Genomic DNA, 21,880 nt, shown 5'->3' on the forward strand with positions numbered 1-21,880 from the left:
CATCCGTTAAAGCGTCCTGAAAACCAGTAACAGCAAGCAAGCAAAGACCGGTACCGCAGCCGTCAGACTATCAATACGATCCAGAATGCCGCCGTGCCCTGGGATTAAGTGACCACTGTCCTTAATACCTGCTTCACGCTTAAACATACTCTCAGTCAAGTCACCCAGCACCGAGGCCAGGACCGCAACAATAGAGCAAATGAGCAAGGTGACAGGCGCGACATCAAGATTCGCCCACATACCATAACCCCATGAGATCACAGCCGCAGTGGCGAGTCCGCCAATAAAACCTTGCCAGGTTTTACCCGGAGAAACCTTCGGCGCCAGTTTATGTTTACCAAATAACTTGCCAAACATATACGCACCGGAATCCGCTCCCCAGACGAGGATCATGACATACAGCAGCCATACTGCGCCACTATAATGATTCTCATCATAATGCCAGGCACGTAGCGCCAGCATTCCCCAAAAGAAAGGGATAATGGTTAAGATGCCGAAAATGATGCGTAATATCTTTGAATTACGCCAGACAGTCGCCGAACCTGGGTAAAATAACACCAGCAATAGTGCAACGCCCCACCAGCCCAATGACGCCCAAAGCGACACTTCGACCAACGGCTGATGAATATTATGATGATATTCAGGCAGTAAAAACAGCATCAGTGCCAGCAAAAGCCCGCACAGAACCGCCAGCCAGACTCGCTGTGTGCGAGTGGTGAAACCGCTTAACTGTCCCCACTCCCACGCGGCCAACATACATACGACCAGCGTAACAATGGCGAACCCCACCGGCGGCAATAAAAACAGCGCCGCGATGACAACGGGTATTAAAACAAAAGCAGAAATCAGGCGATACTTCAGCAAAAGCGACCCCCATCAGGCTTTTTCATCACCGGGTTCGGTCCCGCCGAAACGACGCTCTCGATTAGCAAAGGCATGCAGCGCACCTTCAAAGTCTTGTTCATCGAAATCGGGCCAGAGAACATCCGTAAAGTAAAGTTCAGCATAGGCAATTTGCCACAGCAAAAAATTACTGATGCGATGCTCTCCCCCAGTCCTTATCACTAAATCCACAGGAGCCAGTTCATTCATACAAACTTGCTGACCAAGCATTTCTTCGTCAATTTGCTCAGGGCGCAGCAGACCGTCTTGCACCTGTTGCGCCAGTTGCCTGACTCCCTGGACAATGTCCCAACGTCCGCCGTAATTCGCAGCAATATTCAGCGTTAACCCCGTATTCTGGGCTGTAAGCGCTTCCGACTTGCGAATCCGTTCTTGCAAACGTGAGTTAAATCGACTGATATCCCCGATAATACGCAGACGAACGTTATGGCGATGCAGGTTTTTCACTTCACTATCAAGTGCCCACACGAATAATTCCATTAACGCGCTCACTTCCTGCGCAGGTCGGTTCCAGTTCTCACTGCTAAAGGCATACAGCGTTAACGCATCAATACCGTTATTGGCAGCAAAAGAGACAGCCCGGCGGACGGATTTTGCTCCGGCCTTATGCCCAAAGGCGCGAATCTTCCCTTGCTTTTTCGCCCAGCGGCCATTGCCATCCATAATAATGGCTACATGGCGACAGCCATGTGCTGGCAAATTTTCGCTTAATGGTTGAGTTGCAGACAACATAACGCGTTTTTAGTCCCTGAAAGGATTTTACGGTACTCAGGAATACTGAAGCCTCTACACAAAAAAGCCGTGTCAAACCACGGCTTACCCGACCGAAAAAATGCCAATACCAGCGATCGGGTGGCGCAGACTATATCACTGAAGCCCAACGCTAACAAATAGCACGAATCTCTGTAGAGGGATTATCATCAGCTTGAGAGTCGCATCACTTGTTTTCTGGCGACGTCCCGCGCAACGGCATCAACCCTCAACACGTCATCAACGTTCTGGGGTTCCTGCAAATCCATCTTATCCAGTACGGATAAATTGAGCTCGGCAATATCGGTAAATCGAATTTGTTGCGCCAGAAATGCGGCAACGGTAATTTCATTCGCAGCGTTCAGCGCGGTAGTCGCCGCTTGCCCTTGCTCAAACGCATCCATCGCCAGTTTCAGGCACGGATAGCGTTGGTAATCCGGCGCGGAAAACGTCAACGCGCTCAGTTTGCAAAAGTCGACAGGCTTCACACCAGATGTGACGCGTTCCGGCCATGCCATAGTATGGGCAATAGGCGTGCGCATATCAGGCTCACCCAGTTGTGCCAGAACGCTACCATCCTGATACCGAACCATCGAATGAATCACCGACTGTGGATGAATCAGCACTTCCATCTGGCTTGCACTGGCATTAAACAACCAGCGCGCTTCAATGTATTCCAGACCTTTATTCATCATAGTGGCAGAGTCGACGGAGATTTTTCGTCCCATCGACCAGTTCGGGTGACGGCATGCTTGATCGGGGGTCATTGACACCAGATCGTGCAATGGCGTTTCACGGAAAGGGCCACCAGACCCGGTAAGCAGAATGGACATGACGCCATTTTGCTCAAGGTCAGCGTATCCCAGATTGTGCTGAATAGGTTGGGGTAAACTCTGAAAAATCGCGTTATGTTCGCTATCTACCGGCAAAAGCTGCGCTTTGTGGCGCTTCACGTCATCCATAAACAAACGACCGCAGGTCACCAGCGACTCTTTATTCGCCAGTAAAATGCTTTTGCCTGCACGGATTGCCGCCAGCGTAGGCAGCAGCCCCGCCGCGCCGACAATCGCGGCCATCACCTGATCGACATCATCCAGCGCAGCCATATCACAGGCCGCCTGTTGTCCGCTCATCACCTCGGTACGACTTCCCTGCTCCAGCAGAGCCGCTTTCACCTGCGCAGCGCTTGTTTCATCATCCATTACTGCATAGCGGGGAGAGAACTCCAGGCACTGCTCGACCATACGGGCAACATTTTTACCCGCGACCAGCGCAGTAACACGAAACGATTCCGGATTATGGCGTACGACATCCAGCGTACTACAACCAATAGAGCCGGTTGAGCCGAGAATGGTTAATTGCTTCATCAGACATCCTGAAGAATTTTACCCTTTAGGGGATAGACAGAAAAAAGCAAAACGCCGCCATCCAGCCTTTGCAGACCTTCTGAGCGGCGTTTTAAGCGTACAGGCGAATCAGAACTGCATCAGTTCCGCTTCTTTCTCTGCCAGCGCCGCATCCACTTTCTTGATAGCGGCGTCAGTCATTTTCTGCACGTCGTCCTGAGAACGGCGATCGTCATCTTCGCTGATCTCTTTATCTTTCAACAGCGCTTTCACTTTGTCGTTAGCATCACGACGAACGTTACGCACGGCAACACGCGCGCCTTCTGCTTCGCCACGCACGATCTTGGTCAGATCTTTACGACGTTCTTCGGTCAGCGGCGGCAGCGGAACGCGGATGTCAGAACCCGCAGAGCTTGGGTTCAAACCGAGGTCAGAAGCCATAATCGCTTTCTCAACGGCCGGGCCCATAGAACGGTCAAACACGTTGATTTTCAGAGTACGGGAATCTTCAACCGTTACGCTTGCCAGCTGACGCAGCGGAGTTGGCGTGCCGTAATATTCCACGATAATGCCATCCAGCAGGCTGGGAGAAGCACGACCCGTGCGAATTTTGCTGATTTGATTTTTGAATGCTTCGACGCATTTGTCCATGCGTACTTCAGCATCTTTTCTGATTTCGTTGATCACGTTACGAATCCTTGAAAGCTTGTTTCAGTCAGACCATCTCCACCACGCAAGATGCGACAAGTATAGTCTTGATTAATTTTGAGGGACGTATCCCGCGACATTAAAGCAGAATATTACCTGCATTTAGCCGCAACGGGAATTATTCCGTGATTAACGTCCCTTCTTTTTCACCCATCACCACACGGCGCAGCGCGCCCGGTTTGTTCATGTTGAAGACACGAATAGGCAATTTGTGGTCACGAGCCAGCGTGAACGCCGCCAGATCCATCACTTTCAGTTCTTTATCCAGAACTTCAGTATAGGTCAGTTGTTCGTACATGGTCGCGGTTGGATCTTGCGCTGGATCTGCGGTAAATACGCCGTCAACTTTGGTGGCTTTCAGCACTACATCAGCTTCAATTTCAATACCGCGCAGGCAGGCTGCAGAGTCTGTCGTGAAGAACGGGTTGCCGGTACCGGCCGCCAGGATAACAACACGGTTGTTGCGCAGCAGGCTGATAGCCTCCGCCCAGCTGTAGTTATCGCACACACCGTTCAAAGGAATTGCGGACATCAGGCGAGCGTTCACATAGGCGCGGTGAAGCGCATCGCGCATTGCCAGACCGTTCATTACGGTGGCCAACATGCCCATGTGGTCGCCCACAACGCGGTTCATTCCCGCTTTCGCCAGACCAGCACCACGGAACAGGTTACCGCCACCAATCACTACGCCAACCTGAATACCCAGCTCAACCAGTTCTTTGATTTCCTGAGCCATACGGTCAAGTATGCTTGCATCAATACCGAAGCCTTCTGAACCTTGCAGCGCTTCGCCACTTAACTTAAGCAGAATACGTTTGTAGACGGGTTTTGCATTGGTAGCCATGTTTCTTTCCTGAGACTGTCAACGAATGAGATGAGTTAATACCAGCGACATTGTATGTCGCTTTTCAACGTAGCCACTATAGCGGTTCGCTGAATTTACAAGCCAGACACAAAAAGAAGCCGCCCTCAGGCGGCTCCTTTAAAAAATTAAGACTGCTTGGACATCGCAGCAACTTCTGCTGCAAAGTCAGTCTCAACTTTCTCGATGCCTTCACCCACTTCAAAGCGGATGAAGCCTGTTACGTCAGCGTTGTGCTCTTTCAGCAGCTGAGCAACAGATTTGCTCGGATCCATAACGAAAGGCTGACCCGTCAGAGAAACTTCGCCGGTGAATTTCTTCATGCGGCCTTCAACCATTTTCTCTGCGATTTCTTTCGGCTTACCAGACTGCATCGCGATATCCAGCTGAACCTGGTATTCTTTCTCTACCACTTCAGCAGATACGTCTTCTGGCTTAACGAATTCAGGCTTGCTTGCAGCAATGTGCATTGCCAGCTGTTTAACCAGCTCTTCGTCTGCGCCTTTAGCCGCAACCAGAACACCGATACGCGCACCGTGCTGGTATGAACCCAGTACGTCGCCTTCGATGGAAGCAACACGACGGATGTTGATGTTCTCACCGATTTTAGCAACCAGCGCAACACGTTCTTCTTCGAACTGTGCTTTCAGAACGTCAACGTCAGTGATTTTGCCCGCGATTGCAGCATCCAGAACTTTGTCTGCAAATGCCTGGAAACCACCATCTTTAGCAACGAAGTCAGTCTGGCAGTTAACTTCCAGAATGATGCCGTAGTTGCCGTCGATTTTGGTTTTGATCACGCCATCAGCAGCAACGTTGCCTGCTTTTTTCGCCGCTTTGATCGCACCAGATTTACGCATGTTTTCGATTGCCAGCTCGATGTCGCCATTAGCTTCAGTCAGTGCTTTTTTGCAATCCATCATGCCTGCGCCGGTACGCTCACGCAGCTCTTTTACCAGGGATGCGGTAATTTCAGCCATTCTAAAATCCTCGGAAGATTTGATCTGCCCGGCGTCAAACCGCACAGATTTAAAAGTGAAAAAGGGGCCTAAAGGGCCCCTAACCAAACGTGATACAACCTGGTTTATAAGGGGGCTCTAACGAGCGTGCCTTATTATTCAGCTTCTACGAAGCTTTCTTCCGCCTGGGAAGCCAGATCCTGAGAACGGCCTTCACGAACGGTAGTAGCTACAGCGCCCAGGTACAGGGTCACAGCACGGATTGCGTCGTCGTTACCCGGGATAACGAAGTCAACACCGTCCGGATCAGAGTTGGTATCAACGATTGCAAATACCGGGATACCCAGGTTGTTTGCTTCTTTGATAGCAATGTGCTCGTGGTCAGCATCGATTACGAACAGAGCGTCCGGCAGACCGCCCATGTCTTTGATACCGCCCAGGCTGTTTTCCAGTTTCTCAAGCTCACGGGTGCGCATCAGCGCTTCTTTCTTGGTCAGCTTTTCGAAAGTACCGTCCTGAGACTGAGTTTCCAGATCTTTCAGACGTTTGATGGACTGACGAACGGTTTTCCAGTTAGTCAGCATGCCGCCCAACCAGCGATGGTTCACGAAGAACTGGTCGCAGTTGTTAGCAGCTTCTTTCACCGCTTCGCTTGCAGCGCGTTTAGTACCAACGAAAAGGATTTTACCTTTACGAGCAGAGATCTTGTTCAGTTCAGCCAGAGCTTCGTTGAACATCGGTACAGTTTTCTCAAGGTTGATGATGTGAACTTTGTTACGCGCACCGAAGATGAAAGGCTTCATTTTCGGGTTCCAGTAACGGGTCTGGTGACCGAAGTGAACACCAGCCTTGAGCATGTCGCGCATGGAAACAGTTGCCATGATTAAAACCTCTATATATAAAAGTTGGGGTTAAGCCTCCACGCATCCCATATTACCGACCCCAAAGGGCACCCCGGAATATGTGTCGATACGTGTGTGTTGTTACACAAAGTGAGATTTGTCGCTCCCGTCCATCGTGTGTAGTCTTCGAATGGATCGGAAGTCCGGCGCGCTTTATACCACAAATACGCCATAGACACCAATAATAGTTGGCGGTCTGTGCTGTTAATGATTCTCAATTTGGCAGGGTACACCCCTGACTGATACCATTAGCAGCACTTACACAATTATTGTCGAAATCATCGACACTGATGGACAGAATTTATGGCTATCTCAATCAAGACCCCTGAAGAAATCGAAAAAATGCGCGTCGCTGGTCGTCTGGCCGCCGAAGTGCTGGAAATGATCGAACCGTTTATCAAACCGGGCGTCAGCACCGGCGAATTGGATCGTATCTGCAATGACTACATCGTGAACGAGCAGCAGGCGATCTCCGCGTGCCTGGGTTATCACGGTTATCCGAAATCCGTCTGCATCTCCATTAATGAAGTGGTATGCCACGGGATCCCGGACGACGCCAAGCACCTGAAAGACGGCGATATCGTCAACATCGACGTTACCGTGATTAAAGACGAGTTCCACGGTGATACCTCCAAAATGTTTATCGTCGGCAAGCCGACGATTCTGGGCGAGCGTCTGTGCCGCGTCACGCAGGAAAGCCTGTATCTGGCGCTGCGGATGATAAAACCGGGTATTCGTCTGCGCACACTAGGCGCAGCCATTCAGAAATACGCGGAAGGCGAAGGCTTCTCTGTGGTACGCGAATACTGCGGCCACGGCATCGGTCGCGGCTTCCATGAAGAACCTCAGGTTCTGCACTACGATGCAGACGATGGCGGCGTAGTGCTGCAACCGGGCATGACCTTCACCGTTGAACCGATGCTCAACGCCGGTGATTATCGTATCCGCACCATGAAAGACGGCTGGACGGTAAAAACCAAAGACCGTAGCTTGTCTGCACAGTACGAGCATACTATTGTGGTGACGGAAAACGGTTGTGAAATTCTGACGTTACGCAAGGATGACACTATCCCGGCGGTCATCACACACGGCGAATAATGTTTTGCCTGATGGCGCTGTCGCTTATCAGGCCTACAAATGGCACTCTCCCGTAGGCCGGATAAGCGTAAGCGTCATCCGGCTTTTTTATGGGTGGCGCACAATGAATACTCTTCCTGAACAACACGCAAATACTGCCCTCCCCACCCTGCCGGGCCAACCGCAAAACCCGGGAACCTGGCCTCAGCACGATCTCAACTGTAGCGGCATTAAAACGCATATCGATTCGTTTCAGAACTGGTTAGGTGAAGCCTTTGACAGTGGTATTTCCGCAGAGCAGTTGATCGAAGCGCGCACCGAGTTTATTGACCAACTGCTGCAACGCCTGTGGATTGAAGCCGGTTTCGGTCAAATAGCCGATCTGGCGCTGGTCGCCGTCGGCGGCTATGGGCGTGGCGAACTGCACCCGCTTTCCGATATCGACCTGCTGATTCTGAGTCGTAAAAAACTGCCTGATGCGCAGGCCGAGAAAGTCGGCGAACTGCTAACCCTGTTGTGGGATGTGAGACTGGAGGTGGGGCACAGCGTGCGTACGCTGGAAGAGTGTCTGCTGGAAGGCCTGTCCGATTTAACCGTCGCCACTAACCTGATTGAAACACGCCTGCTGATTGGCGACGTGGCGCTGTTTCTTGAGCTACAAAAACATATTTTTAGCGAAGGCTTCTGGCCCTCCGATAAATTTTACGCCGCCAAAGTGGAAGAGCAGAACCTGCGCCACCAGCGCTATCACGGCACCAGCTACAATCTGGAACCGGATATCAAAAGTAGCCCCGGCGGCCTGCGCGATATCCACACCCTCCAGTGGGTAGCCCGCCGCCACTTTGGCGCCACGTCGCTGGATGAGATGGTTGGATTCGGCTTCTTGACGCTGGCAGAACGTGCTGAACTGAATGAGTGTCTGCACATCCTCTGGCGCATTCGCTTCGCACTGCATCTGGAAGTCACGCGTTACGATAACCGTCTACTGTTTGACCGTCAGCTTAGCGTCGCGCAACGGCTACACTACGGCGGTGAAGGCAACGAGCCTATCGAACGGATGATGAAAGACTATTTTCGCGTCACGCGCAGGGTCAGTGAGCTGAACCACATGCTACTTCAGCTGTTTGATGAGGCCATCCTCGCTCTATCCGCAGATGAAAAGCCGCGCCCGATCGATGACGACTTTCAGCTACGCGGCACGTTAATTGATTTGCGTAACGACGATCTGTTTATCCGCGAACCGGAAGCCATTCTGCGGATGTTTTACACCATGGTGCGCAATAGCGCGATCACCGGGATTTACTCCACTACGCTGCGCCATTTGCGCCATGCCCGCCGCCATCTGACACAACCGCTGTGCTACATCCCGGAGGCGCGTTCACTGTTTCTCAGCATGTTACGCCATCCGGGGGCGGTGAGCCGTGGCCTGCTGCCTATGCATCGTCACAGTGTGCTGTGGGCCTATATGCCGCAGTGGTCGCACATTGTCGGCCAAATGCAGTTTGACCTGTTTCATGCCTATACGGTGGATGAACACACGATTCGCGTGATGCTAAAGCTGGAAAGCTTTGCCAAAGAAGAGACCCGTCAGCATCACCCGCTGTGTGTCGATCTCTGGCCGCGTCTGCGCCAGCCGGAGCTGATTCTGATTGCCGCGCTGTTCCACGATATCGCCAAAGGTCGCGGCGGCGACCACTCGGTTCTCGGTGCTCAGGATGTCCTCAAGTTTGCCGAACTGCACGGGCTGAATTCCCGCGAAACACAGTTGGTCGCCTGGCTGGTCCGCCAGCATCTGCTGATGTCGGTTACCGCCCAGCGCCGCGATATTCAGGACCCCGAAGTCATCAAGCAGTTCGCCGAAGAAGTGCAAACGGAACACCGCCTGCGCTTCCTGGTGTGCCTGACGGTGGCGGACATTTGCGCCACCAACGAAACGCTGTGGAACAGCTGGAAACAAAGCCTGTTGCGCGAGCTGTACTTCGCTACCGAAAAACAGCTACGTCGCGGCATGCAAAACACGCCGGATATGCGCGAACGCGTGCGTCATCACCAGCTGCAGGCGCTGGCGCTGCTGCGCATGGACAACATTGATGAAGAAGCGCTGCACCATATCTGGTCGCGCTGCCGCGCCAACTATTTCGTGCGCCACAGCCCAAACCAGCTGGCCTGGCATGCGCGCCATCTACTGCAGCACGACATGAGCAAGCCGCTGATCTTACTCAGCCCACAGGCCACGCGCGGCGGAACGGAGATTTTCATCTGGAGTCCGGACCGTCCCTATCTGTTTGCCGCGGTTTGTGCCGAACTGGATCGGCGAAATCTTAGCGTCCACGATGCGCAAATTTTCACCACTCGCGATAACATGGCGATGGATACATTTATCGTGCTGGAGCCGGACGGCAGTCCGCTGTCGTCGGACCGCCACGACGCCATCCGTTCAGGGCTGGAGCAGGCGATCACCCAACGAAGTTGGCAGCCACCACAACCGCGCCGCCAACCAGCAAAACTACGTCACTTTACCGTCGAGACCGAGGTGACTTTTCTACCGACTCATACCGACCGAAAATCATTCCTCGAGCTTATCGCGCTCGACCAGCCCGGCCTGCTGGCGCGGGTCGGACAGATTTTTGCCGATCTGGGAATTTCGCTGCATGGCGCCCGAATTACAACCATTGGCGAGCGAGTAGAAGATTTATTCATAATCGCAACGGCCGACCGGCGCGCCCTTAATAATGCGCTGCAGCAGGAAGTACATCAACGGTTGACAGAGGCCCTCAATCCAAACGATAAAGGGTGATGTGTTTATTTATTATGGAAAGAGTTTAACAATGCAGCAGTTACAGAACGTTATTGAGTCCGCTTTCGAGCGCCGCGCCGAAATTACTCCGGCAAATGTAGATACCGTAACCCGTGAAGCGGTAAATCAGGTTATTTCTCTGCTGGATTCCGGTGCGCTGCGTGTTGCAGAAAAGATTGAGGGTCAGTGGGTCACACATCAGTGGCTGAAGAAAGCGGTACTGCTCTCTTTTCGTATTAACGACAACCAGGTTATCGATGGCGCAGAAAGCCGCTATTTCGATAAAGTCCCGATGAAATTCGCCAACTACGACGAAGCGCGCTTCCAGAAAGAAGGCTTCCGCGTAGTTCCCCCTGCTGCCGTGCGCCAGGGTGCCTATATCGCACGTAACACCGTCCTGATGCCGTCTTACGTCAACATCGGTGCTTACGTTGATGAAGGCTCCATGGTGGATACCTGGGCAACCGTCGGCTCATGTGCACAAATCGGTAAAAACGTTCACCTGTCCGGTGGCGTTGGTATCGGTGGCGTGCTGGAACCGTTACAGGCGAACCCAACCATCATCGAAGACAACTGCTTCATTGGTGCGCGTTCTGAAGTGGTAGAAGGCGTGATCGTCGAAGAAGGCTCCGTTATCTCCATGGGCGTATACCTGGGCCAGAGCACCAAAATCTACGACCGCGAAACCGGCGAAGTTTTCTATGGCCGCGTTCCGGCGGGTTCGGTTGTGGTATCGGGAAATCTGCCGTCGAAAGACGGTAAGTACAGCCTGTACTGCGCGGTAATCGTCAAGAAAGTCGACGCCAAAACGCGTGGCAAAGTCGGAATTAACGAGCTATTGCGTACCATCGACTAACGGCAATTTGAAAAAGCGGGCTTAGCCCGCTTTTTTTACATCGGCGAGTGGCATAAACAAGGCTTTTCGTTAATTATTCAATGGTTATAGTGAGCTTAAGGGTACCGCTATGTATGACAATCTGAAAAGTCTGGGCATTACCAATCCTGAAGAGATCGATCGTTACAGCCTGCGGCAAGAAGCCAACAACGATATCCTGAAAATCTATTTCCAGAAGGATAAAGGCGAGTTTTTTGCCAAGAGCGTTAAGTTTAAGTATCCCCGTCAGCGTAAAACCGTGGTTGCCGATGGTATCGGCCAGGGTTACAAAGAGGTGCAGGAAATCAGCCCGAACCTGCGCTATGTGATTGATGAACTGGATCAGATCTGCCAGCGCGATCGCAGTGAAGTCGATCTCAAACGCAAGATCCTCGATGACTTACGACATCTGGAAAGCGTCGTCACCAACAAGATCAGCGAAATTGAATCCGATCTGGAAAAACTGACGCGTAAATAACCGTGGGTGGATGTATTCGTAGGCCGGGTAAGGCGAAGCCGCCACCCGGCATTTTGCCTGATAAGCGTAGCGCCATCAGGCAATCAATCAATGCTGTTCATCCAGCTGTAACGCCACATACAGCAATAACCTGTCGTCGAAATTTCCCAAATCCAACCCGGTAAGCTCAGAGATACGATTCAGACGATATTCCAGCGTATTGCGGTGGATAAACAACGCTTTTGACGTCGCCAGCGGCTGCACGTTATGGCGAAACCATGCCGCTAACGTCCGACGCAGTAACCCATTGTTATCCATTGCTTTTAGCCGTACCAGCGGACGCGCCAGCTCGTTGGCCTGCCAGCCGCCGCGCAGGCTGTCCAGTAACACCGGCAGCATCAAATCCTGATAGAAATAGCTGCGGTTTTCCGGCATACGCTGCTTACCGACCATCATCGTCGTCCGCGCCGTGCGGTAAGAACGGGCAATGCTACCTGGTCCAGTAAAGAAATTACCCAGCGACACGCGAAAACGCAGCTGTCCGTTCTCTTTCATGCGAGCGATAAGCTGCTCTACACGCTTGCGGTGATCTTCCGCGTCCCAACGGCCAAACTGATTAAGAGCGGGTTTCAGCACCACCATCTCGGTCAGTGACACAATCGCAATCAGGTTGTTACGCTCTGGCGTGGTCAATGCATTCTGTAGCTGCTGCAGTTCTGCCATCGCGCTGTCAACGCCCAGTTGGCCGCTATCGACTTCCAGCACCGCTACCACGCGCGGCTGGTTCAAATCAATGCCTAAACGCTGTGCCCATTCCATCAGCGCGGGCGTATTTTCCTCCGCCTGAATCAGGTTCATGACCAGCTCTTCACGCAGACGGCTGTCCTGCGCCAGCAGGTGCATCAGACGCGACTGCTCCAGCATCATTTCGGCGGTCATACACACCAGCTCGCCGTATTTGCGCAGATGCTTCGGCTCGCCGGTTAAGCCAATGACGCCAACAATTTCACCTTCGAGTCGTAGCGGCAGGTTTATCCCCTGTCGTACACCGTGCAAATGCTTCGCGACTGCATCGTCAATGTCTACCACCCGGCCCTGTGAAAGCACCAGCAGTGCACCTTCGTGCAATTCACCAATACGCTCGCGATCGCCGCTACCAATGATCCGCCCACGGGCATCCATTACGTTGATATTGGTATCGATGATGCGCATCGTGCGCGCCACAATATCCTGCGCCATTTTGGTATCAAGATGCCAGCCAGCCATAAACCCCTCCTGTGAGCAATGCTCAGCATAAGGAAGATAATAATCGGCGGCATTGTGCAGATGCACAAACTGAAGGAGAGAAGTATGGAGTTGTGGGAGGGTTCACAAAAAGAAACCCCTCCCCGCTGCCGGGAAGGGGTTTAGAGAGGCTTACTGCATCAACAGATAGATGGAGCTGTCACCACGCTGAATATTCAGCGCCAGAACAGCCGGTTTGCTGTCGAGGATTTTGCGCAGTTCGGCAATGTTTTTCACCGGCTGCTGGTTAGCTCCGATAATTACATCCCCTTTCTTCAGGCCAATCATCGCTGCCGGCGTTTTTGGTTTTACATCGCTGACCACGACACCTTTGTCCTGGCCTTTGTTGCTCATATCCGCCCCTTCAATACCTTTGAAGATGGAGCTGGAATCAACCTGAGTCTGGCTGCTCTGCTGTAGTTCCAGATTCACCGTCACAGGTTTACCGTCACGCAGCAGGCCAAGGCTGATTTTGCTGCCTACCGGCATCGTACCCACCTGCGCACGCAGCGCGGCGAAGCTGCTGATCGGCTTACCGTTCAGCGAGGTAATCACGTCACCGGCTTTAATACCCGCCTTCGCTGCGGAAGAGTTCGGCATCACCTGGCTGACGAATGCCCCACGCTGGGCATCCACTTTCATCGCTTTCGCCAGCTCAGAGCTCAGCTCTGTCCCCATAATTCCCAGCTCACCGCGTTTCACCTGACCGAACTCAACCATCTGCGAGGTCAGGTTTTTCACCATGTTGCTTGGGATAGCAAAACCGATACCGATATTGCCACCGTCCGGCGCGAGGATCGCGGTGTTAATACCGATCAGTTCACCGTTCAGGTTGACCAGTGCGCCACCGGAGTTACCACGGTTGATCGCCGCATCGGTCTGGATAAAGTTTTCATAGTTTTCTGCGTTCAGGCCGCTACGACCCAGTGCAGAAACAATACCGGAGGTCACCGTTTCACCGAGTCCAAACGGGTTACCAATCGCCACGGTATAATCACCCACGCGCAGCGCATCGGAGTCTGCCAACTTGATTGCAGTCAGGTTCTTCGGATCCTGAATCTGAATCAGCGCAATGTCAGAACGCGGGTCTTTGCCGACCATCTTCGCGTCAAATTTACGCCCGTCGCTCAATTGGACTTTAATCACTGTGGCGTTATCCACCACGTGGTTGTTAGTCACAACATAACCTTTTGCAGCATCGATAATCACGCCGGAACCCAGCGCCATAAATTTCTGCTGCTGACCGCCGCCATTACCCGCGCCCGGTGCGCCTTCCTGACAGAATGGGGAACTCTGGAACGGAGAACCGTCCTGGCAGAACGGGGAGTTATCCCCAAAGAACTGCTGGAAATTACGCGGCATACGCGGCGTATTCACCGTCGTGCTCCCCTCGACATTAATACTCACCACCGATGGCATCACTTTTTCGAGCATCGGGGCCAGACTTGGCATCTGTTGAGCCGTGGTTGCTGAAGACGCAGTCTCAGCCGCCGTTGCAGACAGAGGGGACAACGCCAAACCTAAACTCAGAGCCAGTGCACTCATTGCTAATGTGGTTTTTTTCATGTGTTTCATTCTCGATTAACTGATAACGCAAAATTGCTGTATACGTCAGAGTCGTTTTATCGCGCTAAGTTCCAGAATAAACTTTAAGGAAAAAGTAAAATTTTATTGTCCGTCTTTACAAATGGATGTTTATTGTTCTACCGCCATCAACCGTCGATATTCATCCCAGGCATACAAATCGGTCATCCCGCTGATATAATCCTGGATCAGGCGGCAGCGATAATAATATTCCAGTACCGGGTACTCGGCAGACATCGGTGATATTTTACTGACCACTTCGACATAAGCAAGTCGATGGCGCGTAGAGAGCTTTTGAAATAATCGTGACTCAATGGGGAACTGTTTTAATCTTTCGTTTTGAACAAGTGTAGAAAAATCGGCAAGCGCCATCTTTAATAACGGCTGATAAATCTCCAGCAGGCCACTGATCACCCGATACCCCTGTAATTCCAGTTGCTCGACATCAGGATGGCTAAATACATGTTTCATCGCCACATTTTTATAGACTCCCAGCAATTGGCTGAAGCTGCTGGCGTCTTCTAACAGGGCGTGATTAAAGCTACCCTCAAAAATCTGCGGTAAATTATCAATAAAACGCTGCGCGGCGTAGGGCACAAGTTTATTTAGCGTGTTGACCCGCAAATACATAAAGAACTGATCTTCTGTACTACGACTTAATGTATTTGAGCGCGATTTTTCCCACGCGTTCTCCACGACCTGACTAAACAGGGAGCCTTTTTCATGTTGTCCCCAGGCCTCATACAGATGATGATACAGTTGCTCGACACTGAAGATTCTTTTCTCCACGGCATCTTCAAGATCGGCCACGCAATAAGAGATATCGTCAGCGGCTTCCATAATCCAGGTTAATGGAAAACGACTGTAAGGTGCTAATGATAACTCTTTACGTAACCGCTCAATATACGGTTCCTCGGAAAGGTAATAGCCCGGTTTCTTCATTAAATAGTTATGCGTTGCTGGCGTCTCTCCACGCCACCACGCCGGACGAGTATATTTTAAAATACCGCCGACCTGCGCCCACGTTAGATTCATTCGCATCAAAGTGTGCACAAGACGAATACTCTGCGCATTTCCTTCAAATTGGCACAGATCCTGACGCACCTTGCGGCGAATGTCATTGAGCGACTCTTCACCTTCACGCAAACGTAGCGCCGCGATCAGGCAGCGATCGTCGCTGAGAGGCTGGCTTTCCGCATCGGCGGGGAAAAGGCGCTGGCGAAACCAGTCGTTAATCGCCGCTTCACCAAAGTGACCAAACGGTGGATTGCCGATGTCATGCATCAGGCAGGACATTTCGACCACGCTTTCAAAAGGACCGGTTAATTCATCCAGGCCGTACTGCTCTAACAGTTTTAGCTCTTTCAGTCGGCTGAGGATCTCTTTGGCGATGTAGCGCCCTACCTGCTGAACTTCCATCGAGTGCGTCAGACGTGTCCGCACTGCGGCGTTGCGCTCCAGCGGAAAGACCTGGGTTTTTTGCTGCAGTCGGCGGATAGCCGGAGAATTGATAATACGTCCACGATCGCTTTCGAAAATTCGCAGGATCTCATGCTCAGATTTTGCGCCCTGCGGCGAACGGTAACGACGATGCCAGTTTATTTTTTTTCGAAAATCGATCTGTGCCATGTCCTCTCCCGCCTGAGAAATGCGCTACCCCTTAAGCGCATGATAGACTATGCCCTCAAATCTGGCTTATCGCGAGTAAATCTATGAAAATCGGCATCATTGGTGCAATGGAAGAAGAAGTTACGCTGCTGCGTGACAAAATCGAAAACCGTCAGACTATCACCCTTGGCGGTTGTGAAATTTACACCGGCCAACTGAACGGGACTGAGGTTGCGCTACTGAAATCGGGCATCGGTAAAGTGGCTGCGGCGCTGGGCGCCACGCTGCTGCTGGAACGCTGCAAACCGGATGCCATCATTAATACGGGTTCTGCGGGCGGCCTGGCTTCTACGCTGAAAGTCGGCGATATCGTGGTCTCTGACGAAGCGCGTTATCACGACGCTGACGTCACTGCATTTGGCTATGAATTCGGTCAGTTACCGGGCTGCCCGGCAGGTTTTAAAGCCGACCCTGCGCTTATCGCCGCGGCGGAATCCTGCATTGCAGAACTGAACCTTAACGCCGTTCGTGGTCTTATCGTTAGCGGCGACGCCTTCATTAACGGCTCTGTTGGCCTGGCAAAAATTCAGCATAACTTCCCGCAGGCGATTGCCGTAGAAATGGAAGCCACCGCGATTGCACATGTTTGCCATAACTTTAACGTTCCGTTCGTGGTGGTTCGTGCCATCTCCGACGTTGCCGATCAGCAGTCCCATCTGAGCTTTGACGAATTCCTGGTGGTTGCCGCGAAGCAGTCAAGCCTGATGGTCGAAGCGCTGGTACAGAAACTGGCGCATGGCTAAATTCATCTCCAGGGCGCTGGTCGCCCTGCTTTTTACGCTTCCGGCGTGGCTTTATGCCGCTCCGCGTGTGGTTTCCCTCTCCCCTGCTAACACCGAACTTGCCTTTGCCGCCGGCATTACGCCCGTTGGCGTCAGCAGCTACTCAAATTATCCGCCCGAGGCCGAAAATATTGAAGAGGTCTCCACCTGGCAAGGCATGAATCTGGAACGCATCGTGGCGCTCAAACCGGATCTGGTCATCGCCTGGCGCGGAGGCAATGCCGAGCGGCAGGTGAATCAGCTAACCGCATTGGGGATTAAGGTTATCTGGGTGGATGCCGTCACCATCGAGCAAGTTGCCGACGCACTGCGCCAATTGGCACCGTGGAGCCCCAAGCCTGAGCAAGCAAAACAGGCCGCGCAAACATTGCTTGATGAGTATGCTTTACTAAAATCTCAGTATGCCAATAAACCGAAAAAACGGGTGTTTCTCCAGTTTGGTGCAAATCCTCTGTTTACCAGTGGAAAAGGCTCCCTTCAACACCAGGTTCTTGAGGTATGCGGGGGAGAAAACATCTTTGCTGGCAGCCGGGTTCCCTGGCCACAGGTCAGCCGTGAACAAGTACTGGCAAGAGCCCCCCAGGCAATCGTCGCCACCGGTGGTTCGGGCGAAAATCTTAAAATTGAGCAATACTGGGGAGAACAGTTAAAAATCCCGGTTATTATCCTTAATAGTGACTGGTTTGAACGCGCGAGCCCGCGTATTATCCTCGCCGCAAAACAACTCTGTAATGCGCTTTCACAGATAAATTAGCGTCGGCCCCCCACCAGGTGTGTTGTGAGGATTTAAGCATGCTCGTCTATTGGCTGGATATTGTCGGTACCGCGGTATTTGCTATCTCTGGCGTATTACTGGCCGGGAAATTACGTATGGATCCGTTCGGCGTTCTGGTCCTCGGGGTGGTTACCGCAGTCGGTGGCGGCACGATCCGCGATATGGCCCTGGATCATGGGCCGGTATTCTGGGTTAAAGATCCTACCGATCTGGTGGTTGCCATGATCACCAGTATGCTAACGATCGTATTGGTACGCCAGCCCAGACGTTTGCCTAAATGGATCCTTCCGGTGCTGGACGCCGTGGGTCTGGCGGTGTTCGTCGGCATTGGCGTCAATAAGGCGTTTCTCGCCGGAACCGGTCCGCTAGTGGCGATTTGTATGGGGGTCATTACCGGCGTCGGCGGTGGGATCATACGCGACGTGTTGGCCCGTGAAGTGCCGATGATATTACGTACAGAAATTTATGCCACGGCCTGCATTATCGGCGGCATTGTTCACGCAACCGCGTTTTATACTTTCGCAATACCGCTGGAAAACGCCAGTATGATGGGGATGGTTGTCACGCTGGTTATTCGACTGGCCGCTATTCGCTGGCACTTAAAGCTACCGACATTTGCGCTGGATGATAACGGACGTTGATGTAACGATGCAGAACATGTAGGCCGGATAAGGCGTTTACGCCGCCATCCGGCACATTGCCCGGTGGCGCTACGCTTACCGGGCCTACACCATCAGACCATCGGTATTGCAGACAGCAATCAGATGCTGAAAGAAGAACCACACCCGCAGGTGCTTTTGGCGTTAGGGTTAGTCACCACGAAGCGGGAACCTTCCAGACCTTCGGTATAGTCAACCGCGCCGCCCACCAGATACTGCAGGCTCATCGGGTCAACCACCAGGCCAACACCCTGTTTCTCAATAGTCATATCGCCATCATTCACCTGATCATCAAAGGTGAAACCATACTGGAAACCGCTGCAACCACCGCCGGTGATATATACGCGCAATTTCAGATTCGGGTTATCTTCGTCAGCGATCAGGCTTTTTACTTTATTGGCTGCTGCTTCAGTAAATTGCAGTGGCAGCGCTACATCATCACTCATATTTTGCTCCAAACGACATTGGCAATTGGGCAAATTATAACCCAATAGTTAAGGCCATTATCTAATACCCTGGTATTTCGTTCAAGTATTCTCGCCAGCGGCTGTACTCTGGCTTTTCGCCGCCTGCTCCGCTTCCTGTTTTGCCAGCGTACGGGCAAGGATAGTCGAGTATAGCGGCTTTCCGCCCATAAATTGGGCTAATAGTGTTGCGCCAAGACAGGTAATAATCATTGGCAAAATGAGCTGATAGTTATCGGTCATCTCCAGCACCAGCACGATGCCGGTGAGTGGCGCACGTACCGACGCCGCCAACAACGCCCCCATTCCGGCAATGGCAAACGTCCCAGCCTCCAGATGATACTGCGGAAATGAGGCCGCGGCCGCCATGCCGAACGCGGTACCGAGCAGTGTCCCCAGCGCCAGCATCGGGGCAAAAATCCCGCCCGGCGCACCGGATGAGAAGCACAGCAGCGTGGTGATAACCCGGGCAATAAAAATAAACAGCAGGATACCGACGCTGAAATTGCCCGCGGCGGCGATTGGGATCAGGTTGAACCCACCGCCTGCGGCTTCCGGTTTAATTAAGCCCAGGATCCCACACAGGCCGCCGATCGCCCCACCCATCAGCACCCATTTTTTAATGTCACCACCGTGGAACCGCTGAAACATATCCTGAGTGCGTAACACCAGGGTATTGAACAACGGTCCGACACAGCCAAAAATAATCCCAAGGATCAGATACAGCCACAGGGTATTCACCGGCGCATTGGAGAGCTTCCCAACTTCAATAATCGGGGCCTCGCCGTTGAAAATACGAAACACAATGCTCGACATGATAACGCCGGTAAACACGGCTTTGATCGACACAAGGTTATAGCGAAACTGCGGACGCATCTCTTCCAGAATGAACAGGATGCCGGCCAGCGGCGCATTAAACGCCGCCGAAAGACCGGCAGCCGCACCGGTTGCCAGCAGGGTATGCCGCGCTTCAGCGCTGCGCATACGAAAGACATCCAGCACCATGCGCCCGATGTTACCGCCAATTTGCACCGTCGGCCCTTCACGACCGAGCACCATACCGGCCCCCAACGTCCCCATGCCGCCGATAAATTTTACCGGCAATACGCGCCACCAGCGCACCGGGCGCAGCTCTTCCAGCGCACCTTCAATTTCAGGGATCCCCGAACCACCGGCCTCGGGTGCAAATTTACGCACCAGAAAATAGCCCACCATGGCCAGCAGCGCCGAGAGAATAAAGGCCAGCGGCCATACCAGAATGGCATGATCGGCAACCTGTACCAGTGCGCCAATGCGCAGGTTCTGTACCCAGGTGACAGATTTCTCAAACGCCACGCCCACCAGCCCGGTCACGGTGCCAACCACGGCCGCCATAAAGAGGATCGCGAGCGGTGTCTTGTCCCGATCAAGGAGTCGACGGATCTGATCCCTGCGCCGTAACCGCACAATTTGCTGTGCTTCAAAAGAGGGAGAGTCTGTTTTCATCGGATGATCATTAATTGGTAATACAAATACGGAGTCGGCATTCTACTCGCTCATTTTGTGAAAATCCCCTGCAAATCGTATTGTTTCCAATGCACAAAACTTTCATAACCTTCACTGAATAACTAGAATAGCCCGCATTCACTTTTTCTACGAACCAGGACCCCATCCATGAGTAAGTCTGAGAACCTCTACAGCGCAGCACGCGAACTGATCCCCGGCGGCGTTAACTCCCCTGTTCGCGCCTTTACCGGCGTGGGTGGTACTCCGCTGTTTATCGAAAAAGCAGATGGCGCGTATCTGTATGACGTCGATGGTAAAGCCTACATCGATTACGTCGGATCCTGGGGCCCGATGGTGCTGGGTCATAACCACCCGGCGATCCGCAATGCGGTGATCGAAGCCGCCGAGCGCGGTCTGAGCTTTGGTGCACCGACCGAGATGGAAGTCAAAATGGCGGCGCTGGTTACCGAGCTTGTACCCACCATGGACATGGTGCGTATGGTCAACTCCGGTACCGAAGCGACGATGAGCGCCATCCGTTTGGCGCGTGGCTTCACCGGGCGCGATAAAATCATCAAATTTGAAGGCTGCTATCACGGTCATGCCGACTGCTTGCTGGTAAAAGCAGGTTCCGGTGCGCTGACGCTGGGCCAGCCGAACTCACCGGGCGTTCCGGCAGATTTTGCCAAGCACACCCTGACCTGTACCTATAACGATCTCTCCTCGGTGCGGGCGGCATTCGAGCAGTATCCACAGGACATTGCCTGCATCATCGTCGAGCCGGTCGCGGGCAACATGAACTGCATCCCGCCGCTGCCGGAATTCCTGCCTGGCCTGCGCGCACTGTGCGACGAGTTCGGTGCGCTGTTTATCATCGACGAAGTGATGACCGGTTTCCGCGTCGCGCTGGCTGGCGCGCAGGATTACTACGGCGTAGTGCCTGACCTGACCTGTCTGGGCAAAATCATCGGTGGTGGCATGCCTGTTGGCGCATTCGGCGGTCGTCGTGATGTGATGGACGCACTGGCACCTACCGGCCCGGTTTACCAGGCGGGAACGCTGTCCGGTAACCCGATAGCCATGGCAGCAGGATTCGCCTGTCTGAACGAAGTTGCTCAGCCGGGAATTCATGAGACCTTAGATGACCTCACCACGCGTCTGGCAGAAGGTCTGCTGGAAGCCGCTCAGGAAGCCAATATTCCGCTGGTGGTGAACCATGTGGGCGGGATGTTCGGGATTTTCTTCACCAATGCCGAAACCGTGACCTGCTATCAGGACGTGATGGCATGTGACGTTGAGCGCTTCAAGCGCTTCTTCCACATGATGCTGGATGAAGGTGTTTATCTGGCACCGTCCGCGTTTGAAGCGGGCTTTATGTCCGTAGCGCACAGCATGGAAGATATCAATAACACTGTCGACGCCGCGCGCCGGGTGTTTGCGAAGCTGTAAAAGAGAACGTCCAGAAACAACGTAGGCCGGGTAAGGCGAAGCCGCCACCCGGCTTTTTTATTGCCGGATGGCGACGCAAAGCGTCTTATCCGGCC

The 21,880-nt window shown here is 52.8% G+C and carries 20 protein-coding genes and 1 pseudogene; 8 read left to right on the forward strand and 13 right to left on the reverse strand.

Annotated elements, in window-relative coordinates; translation table 11 throughout:
* Window positions 1-6: 6 nt before the first annotated feature.
* The 7 genes from cdsA to rpsB all read right to left on the reverse strand — a co-directional run bounded on the left by cdsA (window position 7) and on the right by rpsB (window position 6,409).
* The gene (cdsA, locus tag FDX01_RS09620; RefSeq protein ID WP_115259400.1) at window positions 7-864 is read right to left on the reverse strand and encodes a phosphatidate cytidylyltransferase; all 858 of its coding nucleotides are present in this window, start codon (window positions 862-864) and stop codon (window positions 7-9) included.
* Window positions 865-876: 12 nt separating this feature from the next.
* On the reverse strand, window positions 877-1,635 hold the full coding sequence (ispU, locus tag FDX01_RS09625) for a (2E,6E)-farnesyl-diphosphate-specific ditrans,polycis-undecaprenyl-diphosphate synthase (protein ID WP_115259402.1): 759 nt from the start codon (window positions 1,633-1,635) through the stop codon (window positions 877-879).
* Window positions 1,636-1,823: 188 nt separating this feature from the next.
* Window positions 1,824-3,020, reverse strand: a complete 1,197-nt coding sequence (gene ispC, locus FDX01_RS09630; RefSeq protein WP_137399692.1) for a 1-deoxy-D-xylulose-5-phosphate reductoisomerase — start codon at window positions 3,018-3,020, stop codon at window positions 1,824-1,826.
* A gap of 108 nt (window positions 3,021-3,128) precedes the next feature.
* Entirely contained in the window at window positions 3,129-3,686 is a 558-nt protein-coding gene (frr, locus tag FDX01_RS09635; protein WP_115259405.1) for a ribosome recycling factor, read from the reverse strand.
* A gap of 139 nt (window positions 3,687-3,825) precedes the next feature.
* Complete coding sequence (gene pyrH, locus FDX01_RS09640; protein WP_096758240.1) at window positions 3,826-4,551, reverse strand: UMP kinase; 726 nt, start codon at window positions 4,549-4,551, stop codon at window positions 3,826-3,828.
* A 146-nt stretch (window positions 4,552-4,697) separates the two neighbouring features.
* Complete coding sequence (tsf, locus tag FDX01_RS09645; RefSeq protein ID WP_096758241.1) at window positions 4,698-5,549, reverse strand: translation elongation factor Ts; 852 nt, start codon at window positions 5,547-5,549, stop codon at window positions 4,698-4,700.
* A 134-nt stretch (window positions 5,550-5,683) separates the two neighbouring features.
* Window positions 5,684-6,409: a 30S ribosomal protein S2 gene (gene rpsB, locus FDX01_RS09650; protein WP_016151758.1), complete on the reverse strand. Its 726-nt coding sequence runs from the start codon at window positions 6,407-6,409 to the stop codon at window positions 5,684-5,686.
* A gap of 324 nt (window positions 6,410-6,733) precedes the next feature.
* Between rpsB and map the strand changes: the two genes are divergently transcribed.
* The 4 genes from map to FDX01_RS09670 all read left to right on the forward strand — a co-directional run bounded on the left by map (window position 6,734) and on the right by FDX01_RS09670 (window position 11,656).
* The gene (gene map, locus FDX01_RS09655; protein WP_096758242.1) at window positions 6,734-7,528 is read left to right on the forward strand and encodes a type I methionyl aminopeptidase; all 795 of its coding nucleotides are present in this window, start codon (window positions 6,734-6,736) and stop codon (window positions 7,526-7,528) included.
* 103 nt (window positions 7,529-7,631) lie between these two features.
* A complete protein-coding gene (glnD, locus tag FDX01_RS09660) occupies window positions 7,632-10,304 on the forward strand; it encodes a bifunctional uridylyltransferase/uridylyl-removing protein GlnD (RefSeq protein WP_137399693.1) in 2,673 nt (890 codons plus the stop codon).
* 31 nt (window positions 10,305-10,335) lie between these two features.
* Entirely contained in the window at window positions 10,336-11,160 is an 825-nt protein-coding gene (gene dapD, locus FDX01_RS09665) for a 2,3,4,5-tetrahydropyridine-2,6-dicarboxylate N-succinyltransferase (RefSeq protein ID WP_115259408.1), read from the forward strand.
* Between the two features lie 109 nt (window positions 11,161-11,269).
* Window positions 11,270-11,656, forward strand: coding sequence for a DUF3461 family protein (locus tag FDX01_RS09670; RefSeq protein WP_096758245.1), 387 nt, complete (start codon window positions 11,270-11,272; stop codon window positions 11,654-11,656).
* Between the two features lie 87 nt (window positions 11,657-11,743).
* Here FDX01_RS09670 and cdaR read toward each other — a convergent pair whose 3' ends face one another.
* The 3 genes from cdaR to dgt all read right to left on the reverse strand — a co-directional run bounded on the left by cdaR (window position 11,744) and on the right by dgt (window position 16,132).
* Window positions 11,744-12,901 (reverse strand): DNA-binding transcriptional regulator CdaR, encoded by a 1,158-nt coding sequence (gene cdaR, locus FDX01_RS09675; protein WP_137399694.1) that lies wholly within the window; start codon window positions 12,899-12,901, stop codon window positions 11,744-11,746.
* Window positions 12,902-13,051: 150 nt separating this feature from the next.
* Entirely contained in the window at window positions 13,052-14,485 is a 1,434-nt protein-coding gene (gene degP / locus FDX01_RS09680) for a serine endoprotease DegP (protein WP_115259410.1), read from the reverse strand.
* A gap of 129 nt (window positions 14,486-14,614) precedes the next feature.
* Window positions 14,615-16,132: a dGTPase gene (gene dgt, locus FDX01_RS09685; RefSeq protein WP_137399695.1), complete on the reverse strand. Its 1,518-nt coding sequence runs from the start codon at window positions 16,130-16,132 to the stop codon at window positions 14,615-14,617.
* 83 nt (window positions 16,133-16,215) lie between these two features.
* Between dgt and mtnN the strand changes: the two genes are divergently transcribed.
* From mtnN to FDX01_RS09700, 3 genes are read left to right on the forward strand one after another with little or no spacing between them, the layout of a single operon-like run.
* Window positions 16,216-16,914: a 5'-methylthioadenosine/S-adenosylhomocysteine nucleosidase gene (gene mtnN, locus FDX01_RS09690; protein WP_115259412.1), complete on the forward strand. Its 699-nt coding sequence runs from the start codon at window positions 16,216-16,218 to the stop codon at window positions 16,912-16,914.
* Complete coding sequence (gene btuF / locus FDX01_RS09695; protein ID WP_117342287.1) at window positions 16,907-17,707, forward strand: vitamin B12 ABC transporter substrate-binding protein BtuF; 801 nt, start codon at window positions 16,907-16,909, stop codon at window positions 17,705-17,707. The genes mtnN and btuF overlap by 8 nt, the downstream gene beginning before the upstream one ends.
* Before the next feature lie 38 nt (window positions 17,708-17,745).
* Complete coding sequence (locus FDX01_RS09700) at window positions 17,746-18,369, forward strand: TRIC cation channel family protein (protein ID WP_135912565.1); 624 nt, start codon at window positions 17,746-17,748, stop codon at window positions 18,367-18,369.
* 119 nt (window positions 18,370-18,488) lie between these two features.
* Here FDX01_RS09700 and erpA read toward each other — a convergent pair whose 3' ends face one another.
* The 3 genes and pseudogenes from erpA to clcA all read right to left on the reverse strand — a co-directional run bounded on the left by erpA (window position 18,489) and on the right by clcA (window position 20,336).
* A complete protein-coding gene (erpA, locus tag FDX01_RS09705; RefSeq protein WP_003018581.1) occupies window positions 18,489-18,833 on the reverse strand; it encodes an iron-sulfur cluster insertion protein ErpA in 345 nt (114 codons plus the stop codon).
* Window positions 18,826-18,891, reverse strand: a pseudogene (yadW, locus tag FDX01_RS23185) (small protein YadW). The gene erpA and the pseudogene yadW overlap by 8 nt, the downstream one beginning before the upstream one ends.
* 23 nt (window positions 18,892-18,914) lie before the next feature.
* Window positions 18,915-20,336 carry a H(+)/Cl(-) exchange transporter ClcA gene (gene clcA, locus FDX01_RS09710; protein ID WP_135912566.1) on the reverse strand — a complete coding sequence of 474 codons (1,422 nt, stop codon included), beginning with the start codon at window positions 20,334-20,336 and terminating at the stop codon, window positions 18,915-18,917.
* 168 nt (window positions 20,337-20,504) lie between these two features.
* On the opposite strand from clcA, the gene hemL reads away from it, so the two are divergent.
* The gene (gene hemL / locus FDX01_RS09715; RefSeq protein ID WP_137399696.1) at window positions 20,505-21,785 is read left to right on the forward strand and encodes a glutamate-1-semialdehyde 2,1-aminomutase; all 1,281 of its coding nucleotides are present in this window, start codon (window positions 20,505-20,507) and stop codon (window positions 21,783-21,785) included.
* Window positions 21,786-21,880: the final 95 nt, after the last annotated feature.

It is taken from the genome of Citrobacter sp. wls613 (genome assembly GCF_005281195.1).
In the GTDB taxonomy this organism is placed as follows: Bacteria; Pseudomonadota; Gammaproteobacteria; order Enterobacterales; family Enterobacteriaceae; genus Citrobacter; species Citrobacter gillenii.